Source organism: Mediterraneibacter glycyrrhizinilyticus (assembly GCF_015560805.1).
In the GTDB taxonomy this organism is placed as follows: Bacteria; Bacillota; Clostridia; order Lachnospirales; family Lachnospiraceae; genus Schaedlerella; species Schaedlerella glycyrrhizinilytica_A.
Genome location: NZ_JADMSO010000001.1, coordinates 35,969 through 48,607, shown reverse-complemented (window position 1 = coordinate 48,607; position 12,639 = coordinate 35,969). Strand labels below are relative to the sequence as shown.

Genomic DNA, 12,639 nt, shown 5'->3' with positions numbered 1-12,639 from the left:
AATACCAGAACAGACAAAAGGAGGGTATCATGAACAGCGGAACTTACTATCTATACGAATATAAACACGACCGGCGGATTCGCACCGCCGGATTTCTGAAACTGACCTGCGCCGCTGCCGGCTCACAGCTTCAGCTTCACGCACGGGGGCTTCCCCCCACACGAAATGAATCTCTGAAATTATGTTCTTTCCATACAAACGACACCGTTATTTTACCAGAATTTTTGACAGAAATGAACGCCCTTTCCGGAAATCTCTGCGTCAGGCTTTCCTCGGCAGAATATCCGTTTCTCACCGCGTCCTCACTCTCGCAGATTGACGGATTTTTCCTCGTTCTCCCGGATCAGACTCTACTTGCTGCTGTCGCTCCTGACATCGCTTTCGACACCCGCAATATCCAAAAGTCCGGACAAGCGGACACGAGCATGGACGGTATTGATGCGAATAGCATCGACACCGGTGACACGAGCCCGGAAAACACCGACACAGATGTCACAAGTACAGATGCTGCCGACACAGAAGACATTGCCGACGACAACGATCTCCCTAATGAGCCGCATGAACAAGACAAACAGAATGACCGGAACGAACGAAATATCCTGAGCGATATCGACACGCACACGTCTGAAATTTCCGCGGAAGAGATAACTCCCGATCCAAAACCATCCCCGAACAGCACTTCCAATGTGCGGAAACTCCACCGCTGCGACCTCTCGGGTCTTCCCCGGAAACAATGGTATCTCGCCAACAATAGTTTCCTGCTCCACGGCTGCCACAATTACGGACACCTGATCCTGTTCAAAGAAGAGGATCGCTACTGGCTCGGCGTTCCCGGCATCTACGATCCGAAAGAAGCACGCGCCGCGGAAATGTTCGGTTTCCCAAAATTCACAGATTCATACAACGACCAGATTCCCCGGACCGAAGATGAAGAAAATTCCTACGGAACATTCGGCTACTGGTGCCGCGCTGTCTTTCCCGACGCCGCGTCCCCGCTCTGTTTCTGAAACGATCTGCTTTCAAACGATCCGCTTTCAAACGATCCGTCTCCAAAAGATTCACATTTACAGCATCGCTTTCATTTCCTGATACAGCCGTTTTGCATAGCCGTCTGTCATGCCGCAGACAAAATCTGTCACAAGAAGCAGGCGGAGATACAGCTTCTCCGCTTCATTCTTCCCCTCTGTCTGAAGCCGGTAGGCATTGCGGTAATTATCGGAAATAAACGAGACAAGTCTCTCGTCAATTGTTCCGAGCGGATGATTCGTATCATAATAGAGAACCGCTCCGACAAACTGATCCATCAGAAAATCCAGCATCACCGATTCCGAGATTTCCATCCGGTAAATGTCCCGGGAACAGAATACATTTTCATATGCCATTCTTCCGAGCAGATCCATCAGCTGCTCGCCAAATGTTCCATAAAACAAGTCCTTTTTATATGTTCCGCTCATGATCGCCTCATAATTTGACGTAAATCCAAACGTGGCGCAGTTGATCAAAAATCCCTGAACCCGGACGATCCAGTTTTTGAGCGCATAACTCTCCGGATTCCGCACACCCTTTTCTTTCCCGCGCGTATACAGACTCTGCAATTTTTCCAGTCCGTCAAACGCCGCGTCCGGACACTGTTTTTTTAGTTTCTTTAACTCGGATTCCAACATCGGATAAGAAATATATCCTTTCACAAACGCGTCTTCAATATCCGCCGTCTTATATGCCAGATCATCTGCCGCCTCCAGGATATACGTCAACGGATGCCGCTTTCCATTCGTCCCGGTCTCTTTTGACACGTCTTCAAAAATCTTCTGCTCCGCCAGATAATACCCCATCTTTTTCTCTTTGATATCGCCGGACTCCTCTCGTATCTCCATAGAAGATACCGGATATTTGATGATCGTATTTAAAAGCGCATACGTCAGGTTCATCCCGTTTTCATCAACCAGATAATGAAGCTTTGTCACGAGACGGAGCGCCTGTGCATTTCCCTCAAAATGATACAGGTCTTCCCGCATCTGTTCGGTAAGGATCTCGGATACCGCTCTTCCCTCAAATCGGATCTGACTGAGATTCCGTTTAAACCATTCCCGGATCGCAGTCTCCCCAAAATGTCCGAACGGCGGATTTCCAATATCATGGATCAAGCCCGCACATTCCAGAATATGACAGATATCTTCTTTCATCTGCATCGTGAACCCGGAATCTTTACGGTATTTCAAAATATTTTCACCAATATTCTGTCCCAATGATTTCCCGAAAGAAGAGACTTCCAATGAATGGGTCAGCCTTGTGCGGATAAAATCACTTTTATCCAGCGGAAATACCTGCGTCTTATCCTGAAGTCTGCGAAACGACGCACTGCCGATGATCCGGTGATAGTCTTTCTCAAACTCACTTCTCAAGTCTGCGCTTCTGTGGACCGTGTTTCCGTAATTCCCACGCATTCTCCTTTTGGAAAGCAATCTGTTCCATTCCATTTTCATCCCTCCAATCAGCTTTACCTCTTCTGTTTAAGAAAGGAAAGCGGATTTCCCGCTCCGAAATCCGCTTTCTCTTCTTGTTTCTATTTCACGCTCTGTCACAGATCCGGAAAAATCATCCGCATCTCAGTCCAGATAGATCGGCGGTTCGTAATCCTTTCCAAGCAGTGCTTTTTTCCTCTCCTGATATCCCAAAAATGCCCACTCCGTCATATCTGTCCACTGATGATGACTCCGGTCGTATACCTGAACATACCCGATTCTGGACGGATGCATTCTCACACTGTTTGTCTGGTACTCTCTTCCGGTATATGGATTCACTTCCCCGACACTTAAGTCTTCCTCTGCATCTTCATGCTTGATCACCGGCTCAAAATCTTCCGCTGCCGAAGACTGTGCCGTTCTCGCATGCTTTTTATTGGCTGCCATACGGCGCTCTTCTTCGGCGCGCCGCAATGCTTCCGCACGCTTTGCTTCCTCTACCAATCGCTCTTCTTCCCGGCGTTCTTCCTCGGCGCGCTGCTTTGCCAGCCGTTCTTCCTCTTCTTTCTTTTCCGCCTGCTCTTTCGCGATCCGCTCTAAGCGTTCCGCTTCTTCCCGCTCACGGTCTTCCCCATGTTTTCCTTTTCTGCGGAAGAAAAGACCTCCGGTACGGAAACGGTCCGTGCCGCGCTTCTCTGTCTCCGCTTTTGGTTTCTGCTCTTCCAATTCAGAAAGTTCTTCGTGGATATCATAAAGCTCCCCGATCGTCATGTCGCGTTCATCTTCTTCCGGCAGTTCTTCCGGCTCTTCTGCCGGCATCTCGTCCTCTTTTGTCATGAGATCCTTGTCTGACAGATCCGCTTTCGGCTGCATCCCGATCGGTTCCGGCTCGATCACCGGTTCCAGCTTTTCATCAAATACCAATGTCTGCTGGTACATCTCTTCCGTCTCATTCTCCGCTTTCTGTTTCCGGCTCCGTTTCGGACCGCCGACCAGATTGGCATACTGCATCATATGCGCATCTTCCTGGGCATCCTCCGGAAAAATACTCAGTCGGAACGGACACCCTAAGATCGTCGCGATCATACGCATATCCTGTTCCTGAAAATTATCCCGTCCGAGCCGCTGTGTCAGATTCTGTCTGGACATTGCTTTTCCCGTCTTTTCTTCGATCAATTCCGCCAATTCTTTGATCGTCATATTTTTCCGGCTGAGAATGATCTTCACCTGTTCGCCAAACGATAACCCGTCCATCGTCTTCCTCCTTGAAGTTCATAATATAAAAGAAATTTTTTTATTTCTTGATAAATTTAAGTTTTTCCTTTTATATTTTAACAAATCTCATTTTAAATGTAAAGCCGGAAACCATTCTCCCGAACCTGTTTCTCCCGGGTCTGTTTCCTCGGATTTCTGGTTCATCCCCGCTCACTTCACACCTGACTGCTCCAGATATTCTTCCAGAGTCAGCCCGCTTTCCGTGATCTCTTTTGCCGCTTCTTTTCCGACATAACGGTAATGCCACGGCTCATAAATAATTCCGGTCACGTCAGATTTCTCCGGGGGATACCGGAGGATAAATCCATACTTCCAGCAATTCTCGGCAAACCATTTCGCCTCCGCGGTGTCTGCCTGCGCGTCATCCAGCTGTGCATAATCTGCGGAAGTAATATCCAGCGCCAGTCCGGTTGCATGTTCGCTTGTTCCCGGAACAGCCACCGATTTCTTCGTCTCATCATAAGCATCCAACGGCGTATATCCCTGCGTGATCCAATCAACCATCGTATCGTTGAACACGCTTCTCTGATAGTCATAATTCCGGTATGCCGAACAAACATACGGGTTCAATCCCGCATTCCTTGCGTCCGCCAGCATCTGCTGCGCGTCTTCTAAAATCCTCACATCTACCTGACGATCCGGTTCCAGTTCCGCAAGTTCCGGCACGTAGGAAGCATCCAGCGGATGGGATTCATTGACAAGCACCATCTGCCATGCATCCCCCTGCTCCGAAAGCTGCTGTGCGCTAGTCTGCGCCATCACTTCCAGATCCGTCCCGGTTTCTTCCTCTTCTTTCTGTGCATTTTTCAACTCTTTTTCCAGCGATGTGATCTTGTCCTGATACTCTTTTTCTTTCGTATTTCCCGTCACCGTTGTAAAAATCCCGGTAGCAGCCACACCGACGATCAGCCCGCCTGCAAGCCCGGCTGCCATTATTTTTTTCATTCTCGATTCAATCTTATGATTCAATGCCATCACACAAACTCCATCACTCTTATCTTCGGATCGATCTCCTCGTCCGTCGAGCAGACCGCGATCCGGTACTTTTGATCTTCTGTTGCCGATTCCATATAATAAAAAGGCTCCCGGTAGCGGCTCGGACGTTCCAACAGCACCGACGGATTTCCGTTCTCACCCAATGCGATCTCAAACGTATCCAATCCCATCGCCATCCCCTCTCTGGTCGCCTTGATAAAACTCTCTTTCAATACCCAATACCGGAAGAACAACTCCCGCCTGCGCTCCTCATTCGTCTCCGAATCGATCTTTTCATATTCCGACCGGCAGAAAAATCGGCGCGCGATCTTCATGTTGCAGATCCCGATCTCCTCAATATCGCATCCCACACGAATCTTCGGATCCTTTCCCTCATGAACAGAACACAGCACATATTCTCCCGAATGTGAAAGATTATATGCTGCATCCTTTTGAATCCCATATTCTTTTTTCATCTGTTCATACAGATACCATACGCCGATACTCTGTGCTTTTCCCTGTACAAGTTTCAGCGCATCCGCCTTTTTTTGACGGAACTTCGGCATATGTTCATAATATTCCTGATAACACGTCTCATCTAACAGCGGTCTGATATCCGCAACCCATGTCCGTATCATCTTATCGCCTCATGTAACGCACTTCAAACGTATCGATCGTGATCGCCTTGTTAAACAGCGATCCCTGCACACTTTCGCAGCCAAGCTCTTTGAGCACATTCAACTGATCCTGTGTCTCAACGCCTGCCGCCGATACCCGCGCTCCGAGACGTCTGCACACATCGATCACCGCTTTTGCTACGATCTGGCTTCTGCTGTTCCCTACAATATTCGTCACCAGACTGGAATCCATCTTGAGCCCGTCAAACTCCATCAATGCAAGGATTGCGAAACTGGAATCTTTCGCACCGAAATGATCCAGCACAACCCGGATATTTTCTTTGCGGATCTTGTTGCTTGTCTCTGCCAGCATCTCCTGATTCATCTCATGACTGGATTCCGAAACCTCCACTTCCAGATATTCACAAGGAACCTGATATTTGTTGACGATCTCAAGCATCTTCTCCGCAATACTTTCCTGACGGAGAGTCGCTCCCGCAAAATTCACGGAAACCGGGATCATTGGAAGCCCCTCTTCCTCCCACCTGGCCAATGTTCTGCAAACTTCTTCAAATACATATAAATCCAGATAATGAGAAAGCTTCGTCTCTTCAAGAAGTGTGATATATCGTCCCGGATTCATGATCCCGAGATCTTTATGATGGTATCTCACAACCGCTTCCGCGCCGATGACTTCCTCAGTAGCCGTATCCAGCATCGGAAGCAGGCAGACGATAAAACGTTCGTTCTCAATATCGGAGAGCAGATCTTCTTTGATGATCGGCTCATGATGTCCTTTTTTCAGATTCTTGTAATACTTCTGCTTTTCCTCCCGCATCATATTTTCCGCAGCGGAAACAAGACTGCCTGCATCGATATCTACTTTTTCCCACGCATACCCGAATGTAGCGAGACCAAGACTGATATTCTCCAGTTTATCATGCGCGCCATGAACCAGCTTCATGAACTTTTCATAAGAAATATCTTCCGCCACCGCAAGATATTCGTCGCCGGTCAGCCGATACACCGATCCCGGTCGGAAATATTCTTCCAGAACTTCACCGACACGACTCACCACTTCGTCGCCATATTCCCGTCCGAACTCTTTGTTAAAATTCTTCAGTCCGTTAATGTCCACGGAAAGCGCGCCGAGCGACTGCAGTTCGCGCTCCTCCGCCTCTGACAGATACACGACAAAACTGTTGCGGTTCATCAGTCCTGTCAGGCTGTCATGGTAGCACAGATATTCCTGCTGTTTCTGCATCTTCTGCGAGATGATCACCTGCGTCACATACGGGATGACCGCATGAAGAAGCGATAATTCACAGCCTCCGCGATGCACTTTCACAGCCGCAAGAACAGCGGTCACACCGTCATCAAGCTGCCGGTGCACGCTGTAACTTTCCTCCGTTGTATTCAAAAGTTCCTGCTTCAGCCACTTTGGCCACTGCTCCGGATCCATCATCTTGATGCGGTCTCTCTGCCACGGAATGAATTCCGCACACCACTCATAGATCGTCAGGATCTCGTCCTCGTCTCTCTCTATATAATAAACATATTCTGAATCATAATAGTCCCTGACTGTACTGAGAACATCATTCATGATCTCCAGCAAAGACGGAACCTTCTGTTTTTCACTCATAAAACCTCTCCCACACAAATCTGTTTTGAGTCACTTAACCATACTTATTGTAGTATAAAGCCTTTCAAAATGCAACCAGAAAGAATCGGGCTTTCCTTCGTTTTCATTCCGTTTTTCCGCCGTTTTCCTCTCTGTTTTCCATCCTGTTTTCCACGCGTTCTCCGGCTGTTTTTTCCTCTGTCCGAACTTCCGTCCACTCCTCTTTCCGAGCTTGTGTCCGCACTTTGGTCTGCGCTTCCGTCTCCTGCGCGATCCGCAGAAAATCCCGTTCCGCTTTTTTCCTGCTCGGCACAAATCCGCGAACAAGTCTTCCTTTTCCACGGTTCTTGACATATACGAATCCGATACAAGAAAATACGACCGCACCGATGAAATTAACGATCAGATCTTTCATCGTATCGATCAGCCCGATATCAAGATAACCTCCCAATCCCAGTTCCTGACCATTCACCGTCACACTGCGGATCCCGTCAAGAACAACGACAGAGTTTCGCCCCTCCGGATGCAGGCTGACAGAACGGATCGTCTGGATCACGGTGTCTTTCTGCATATCGAATCCGAGGATCTGATCCATCCCGAATTCAAAAAATTCCCAGACCACGCCGATCGTCATCGAAAAACAGAACGCAACGATCGCCATAAAGAGCGGCGACAGTTCAAATTTCAGCCGGTCGCTCCGGTTCAGCAGATCTACCATCGAAAATCCGATCGCCGCAGCCAGAAATCCATTGAGCGTATGCAGCACCGTATCCCAAAACGGAAATGCGAGGTAAAACTCCTGGATCTCCCCTAAGATTTCCGCCGCAAAAATAAAGATCAGGATCGTAATTTCCAGCGCCGACGGCAATTCGATCTTAAATGTCACCTGTACAAGACTTGGCATGATCAAAAGGATCAACGTCAAAATACACAAAAAAGCATTCTCATAATTCCGGTTCAGAATTTGCAGAACTAGCATCACGATCACCAGGATCCGCAGTACAAAATACACAAGAAAGGAACTCCGGTGCTCCCGAAGCTCCATTTTAAGCGCCTTTAAAATCGTACGGAAACGATTTTGTTTCGTTCCTTTTTTCTGCTTCCCCATATGGACGTCCTCCCTCATCTCTTTGATTCTTCCACAGATTCAACTCATCACATACACCATTAAGAATTTCATCGTATTTTAACATTTTATAGTTTCAGAAGCAACGATTTTCATCAAATAAGCATCTTCTTCCATCCAAAAGGATCATCTGTCGTTCACACATCGCAAAATCCCCTCCGCCGCGCCGTCTTTTTCATTAGACGGAAGCACGATATCTGCCGCCCGTTTTAATTCCTCAACCGCGTTTCCCATCGCCATCTTCATGCCTGCTGCCCGAAACATCGTCAGATCATTTTCTCCGTCTCCGATACATGCGATCTCCGAGCGTTCTATGCCCAGCTCCTGTGCCAATGCACACAGCGCCGTTCCTTTGGACGCCTGTTTTGAAAAAATCTCCACATATTGGTCGGTATAAGCCGCCGACAGATCCGCATAACGCGCCAAGATCCCCTTTGTCATCTCCCGCGCATTTTTTCCGAGAAAATAAAACTGGATCTCCTCAATACCGTGCCGTGTTCCGGCAATTTCTTTCATCATATCTGTAACCCGCCTCACCTGACGGGCATCTTTTCCGTAAATCACTCTCCCGAGAAGCACGAGGATCTGTCCCTGTAAAAGATACTCGTGATGCACATGGGAAGTGATCCCAACATGCAGCCCTTTCGTATTTTTTACTTCCTCCAACAGAGAAAGCGCACTCTCTTTTTTGATATCCGCCCGAAATACCGTCCGTTTCGTCTGAAGATCGGTCACTTTCGCACCGTTAGACGTGATCACATAACGGAATATATCACTCCGTCCGACCAATCGGTGGGGAAGACACCCCAATGTACGCCCGGTTGTCGGAACAACCCGGATTCCGGCTTTCGCCGCCAGAGACAACGCGCCGAGCGTCGCATCCGTCATCCGGCTCTTTGGATCCAGACAGGTTCCATCCATATCTACTGCAAGTAATTTTATCATTTCCGTCTATTCCTTTTTTTACTATTTTTTCACACTTTGCTACTTGATTTCTCATTGCATTTCCTTATATTCCCTGCTACACTCCTCACTGGGATATCGGATTCCCATACGATCCGTCATCCCTAAAGATTCCATCCCACAGACAGGAGAATATTTCATGTATCAGCATCCATTTCCTTACGAAATCATATACAGTAACCGCAAAACACTGGCGATCCAGATCACATCGGACAGCCGGGTGCGTGTACGCGCCCCGCGGCAGATGTCCCGCGCCGAGATCGAATCCTTTCTCACGGAAAAAGAATCCTGGGTATTGAAGCATCTGCGCAACATGACGCAGACTGGCACCTCCGCTTCCGATCCGGCATCTGCGCCGCTTTCCGATTCAGAACGCCGCCGTTACATCCACATGGCGCGCGAGATCTTCACAAGACAAGTGTGCTTCTATGCCGACCGGATGAACGTCTCTTACGGTCGTATCTCCATCCGCGAGCAGAAAACACGCTGGGGAAGCTGCAGCAGCGCCGGCAACTTAAATTTTAACTGGCGGCTGATCTTCGCACCCCCTGCAGTGCTCGATTATGTCGTCGTACACGAACTGGCTCACCGCAAAGAGATGAACCACTCCGCCGCTTTTTATGCCATCGTCGAACAAGTTCTTCCGGACTACCGTTCTTCGCAAAAATGGCTCCGCGAAAACGGTCATCAGCTCTGGCTGCGAAAATAAGTGCTCTTTTCCGATTTTTCCGGACTTTTCCGGATTTTTCATCTCTTCTCACTTTCGTCTGCCTGCCCGAATACCCCCAGTTCCTTGAACGTCTGATATACATAGGCAACCGGCAGACCGACCACATTATAATAGTCTCCCTCGATCCGGTCGATAAACGGAGCAAATTTCCCTTGGATCCCGTAGCTTCCCGCCTTGTCCATCGGTTCCCCTGTGTCAATGTAACAGCGGATTTCCGCTTCCGTCATCGCATGGACATATACGTCCGTCCTTTTTGCGTCACAAATACTCCTGCTGTTCCCGTTTTCATCATAATCCAGCATCGCCACTCCGGTGTACACCTGATGCGCACGCCCCTGAAGCGCTGAGAGCATCTGAAATGCATCCGCCTCGTCTTTCGGCTTCCCGAGTATTTTCCCATCCAGCACCACGACCGTATCTGCGCCGATGACGAGCATCTTTTTCCGCGCTTCTTTGCTTTCCCGGATATCTTCCGACACATGGCTTGCTTTCTCCAATGCCAGCTCTTTAACGATCGCTTCCGGCTCTGTCGCCGTGTAAATCTCTTCCCTGCTGCTGACTTTTACCTCAAATTCTATCCCGATCTGTTCCAGCAGTTCCCGCCGTCTCGGGGACGCCGATCCTAAAATAATTTTTTTCATAGATTTCTCCCGTCACTGCATCATTCTACTTCTTTTATCAGAACCGCGCGGCACGGCGATCCCTCCACGCCTGCCAGTTTGAGCGGCTGTGCGCACAGGAAATAATCCCCCGGTTCGACTCCGTCGAGACAAAGTCCCTCGATCAGCGCCATATCCGCCCCGAGCAAAATCTCATGCACGCCTTTTGTATCCCCGTCCGGACCTACGGTCTGCCGTTCCACTCCTAGAAGTTCGATTCCCGCGTCGGCAAATACCTGTGCCGTTTCCTCATGAAATACACAACGATTTCCTTTGAGAAGTATCTTTTTTTCTTTTCCGCAGATCAATGCCCGCGCAGTATTTGCATCCAGCATTCCATCATACTCCACAACGCTACACATTCCCATCACCTGAGAGAGTTCCAGCTCATCGATCGTGCGTCCTCCCTCCACAAAGTGCCTCGGCGCATCCATATGTGTCGCATTATGTGCGCATAACTTCAAATACGTTAAATTAGACGAATCTCCGTTCTTGATCTGTTTCAGCCATTCATGCTCCGGCACCGGATCTCCCGGGTACACCGGCGTACTGAACAATTCTCTTGTAATATCGTAAAATTTCATTTCCTGTGTTCCTCCCATACTTTTTCCAGACATTTCGGATCTTCCAGTAATTTTGCGCATCCCAGCGCCATACATTCCGCCGCATAAAGCATTCCCTTTGTACCGATACTCATTCCTGCCTGCGCCGTTGCCGCCCAATGATGCAGCGGCGTCCCCTTACACATTGCCGCCGCGCTCAGCATCACGGTCGGCACTGTATGGCTGACATCCGACACATCCGTACCGATCGCGAGCCGTACCGGTTCCGCCTCCAGCGGTTCCAGCCCGGTAAAATAAACACCGTCGTTGGCAAGCCCGGCTTCCTTGCTGATCTTCGCCGCAAATTCCAGTTCTTCTCCGGTATATTCCGGAACAGGTACTTCCTCCATTGCATGGTAAAATGTTTCGGCAAGCGTCCGGTTCACTTTCATCTCCTTGTTCTTCGTCACGCGCTCGATCTCCACCCGGGTTCCGGTCATGATCGCCGCTCCGCGGGCACAATCGTCCACACGGCTCGACGCATCTTCGGTGCGTTCCCATTTGGAAGAGCGGATAAAATAATTCGTCGCCGCATGATCCGGCACGATATTCGCCGGACCGTCTGTATTCGTATAAGTATAATGCATCCGCACATCGTCCGCCACATGTTCCCGCAAATAATTCACGCCCACATTCATCAGTTCCGCCGCATCCAGCGCGCTCCGCCCCAGCTCGGGATGCTTTGACGCATGCGCCGCCGTCCCGTAGAACCGATAGTTCTTGATGTCCTGCGCCTGCCAGATATCGTAGCTGACCCGGTTCCGATCAAACGGATGCCACGTCACCGCCACGTCCAGATCATCAAACACTCCGGCTTCGTTCATCCGGATCTTTCCGACCACGATCTCTTCCGCCGGACAGCCGTAAACCCGGATCGTTCCCGGAATCCGCTCTTTTTCCATCCACGCTTTCAATGCTCCTGCCGCTCCGGCGCAAGCCGTTCCGAGCAGATTGTGCCCGCATCCGTGACCTGCCTCCCCGGTCGGCGCATGTGTCGCAGTTACTTCCTGTCCCAGTCCCGGAAGCGCATCGTATTCCGCAAGAAATCCGATCACCGGATGTCCGCTTCCCCATTGTGCGGCAAACGCCGTCTCAAATCCGGCAAGCTCCCACTGTACCGAGAATCCCATCTGTTCCAGACATCCGGCAAGAGCGCGGGATGACGCTTTCTCTTTCAAAGAAACTTCCGGATGACAGAAAATAAAATCTGCCGTGTCCAGAAGTTTTCCCTCATATTCTTTCATCCATTTTCCGATCATCTCTGCTGCAAGTGTTCCCATCATGATTCCTCCAATCTCTATACATCTTTATAACACAATCCCCCGGATTTCTCAATCGGAGAGACGGATTTCTGCCCTTTTCGCATCCCATTTCCGAAAGACCGGAACAAAATTTTCCGTATTTCATTCAAAAATGTGGTTTTATGTGGTTTTTATCTTTCGCTTTTGTGGTTTCGTGCTCATTTTTTCCAACATAACATTGCTATTTCCTTGGTTTTAATATATAATAGGGAGTAAGAGATGCCTGACGGACTGCTCCGCGCATTCCGTTCCCGCAATCCGGCATCTGACCTATATCGAACATACGGCAGAATCCAACAAAGAGGGAG

12 protein-coding genes are annotated in these 12,639 nt (G+C 49.3%); 2 read left to right on the top strand and 10 right to left on the bottom strand.

Features of this window, described 5'->3' with window-relative positions; all coding sequences use genetic code 11:
- Positions 1–29 precede the first annotated feature (29 nt).
- Positions 30–1,007, top strand: coding sequence for a DUF6128 domain-containing protein (locus I2H87_RS00235; RefSeq protein ID WP_195609061.1), 978 nt, complete (start codon positions 30–32; stop codon positions 1,005–1,007).
- 57 nt (positions 1,008–1,064) lie between these two features.
- Here the strand turns inward: I2H87_RS00235 and I2H87_RS00230 are convergent, their stop codons facing one another.
- The 7 genes from I2H87_RS00230 to I2H87_RS00200 all read right to left on the bottom strand — a co-directional run bounded on the left by I2H87_RS00230 (position 1,065) and on the right by I2H87_RS00200 (position 9,021).
- Complete coding sequence (locus I2H87_RS00230) at positions 1,065–2,477, bottom strand: deoxyguanosinetriphosphate triphosphohydrolase (protein WP_117550553.1); 1,413 nt, start codon at positions 2,475–2,477, stop codon at positions 1,065–1,067.
- A 129-nt stretch (positions 2,478–2,606) separates the two neighbouring features.
- Positions 2,607–3,716 carry a hypothetical protein gene (locus I2H87_RS00225; RefSeq protein WP_009267482.1) on the bottom strand — a complete coding sequence of 370 codons (1,110 nt, stop codon included), beginning with the start codon at positions 3,714–3,716 and terminating at the stop codon, positions 2,607–2,609.
- A 171-nt stretch (positions 3,717–3,887) separates the two neighbouring features.
- Positions 3,888–4,712 carry a M15 family metallopeptidase gene (locus tag I2H87_RS00220; protein WP_009267483.1) on the bottom strand — a complete coding sequence of 275 codons (825 nt, stop codon included), beginning with the start codon at positions 4,710–4,712 and terminating at the stop codon, positions 3,888–3,890.
- A complete protein-coding gene (locus I2H87_RS00215) occupies positions 4,712–5,350 on the bottom strand; it encodes a 4'-phosphopantetheinyl transferase family protein (RefSeq protein WP_009267484.1) in 639 nt (212 codons plus the stop codon). The genes I2H87_RS00220 and I2H87_RS00215 overlap by 1 nt, the downstream gene beginning before the upstream one ends.
- Position 5,351: 1 nt before the next feature.
- Complete coding sequence (locus tag I2H87_RS00210; protein WP_009267485.1) at positions 5,352–6,971, bottom strand: EAL domain-containing protein; 1,620 nt, start codon at positions 6,969–6,971, stop codon at positions 5,352–5,354.
- 103 nt (positions 6,972–7,074) lie between these two features.
- A complete protein-coding gene (locus tag I2H87_RS00205) occupies positions 7,075–8,058 on the bottom strand; it encodes a hypothetical protein (protein WP_009267486.1) in 984 nt (327 codons plus the stop codon).
- A 144-nt stretch (positions 8,059–8,202) separates the two neighbouring features.
- The gene (locus tag I2H87_RS00200; protein WP_009267487.1) at positions 8,203–9,021 is read right to left on the bottom strand and encodes an HAD family hydrolase; all 819 of its coding nucleotides are present in this window, start codon (positions 9,019–9,021) and stop codon (positions 8,203–8,205) included.
- A 157-nt stretch (positions 9,022–9,178) separates the two neighbouring features.
- Between I2H87_RS00200 and I2H87_RS00195 the strand changes: the two genes are divergently transcribed.
- The gene (locus tag I2H87_RS00195; protein WP_009267488.1) at positions 9,179–9,748 is read left to right on the top strand and encodes a M48 family metallopeptidase; all 570 of its coding nucleotides are present in this window, start codon (positions 9,179–9,181) and stop codon (positions 9,746–9,748) included.
- Positions 9,749–9,786: 38 nt separating this feature from the next.
- Here I2H87_RS00195 and I2H87_RS00190 read toward each other — a convergent pair whose 3' ends face one another.
- From I2H87_RS00190 to I2H87_RS00180, 3 genes are read right to left on the bottom strand one after another with little or no spacing between them, the layout of a single operon-like run.
- Positions 9,787–10,410: a Maf family protein gene (locus I2H87_RS00190; RefSeq protein WP_195609060.1), complete on the bottom strand. Its 624-nt coding sequence runs from the start codon at positions 10,408–10,410 to the stop codon at positions 9,787–9,789.
- 20 nt (positions 10,411–10,430) lie between these two features.
- The gene (locus I2H87_RS00185) at positions 10,431–11,012 is read right to left on the bottom strand and encodes a cyclase family protein (RefSeq protein WP_117550728.1); all 582 of its coding nucleotides are present in this window, start codon (positions 11,010–11,012) and stop codon (positions 10,431–10,433) included.
- Positions 11,009–12,313, bottom strand: a complete 1,305-nt coding sequence (locus I2H87_RS00180; protein WP_147623708.1) for an amidohydrolase — start codon at positions 12,311–12,313, stop codon at positions 11,009–11,011. Before I2H87_RS00180 ends, I2H87_RS00185 begins: the two co-directional genes overlap by 4 nt.
- Between the last annotated feature and the right edge of the window lie 326 nt (positions 12,314–12,639).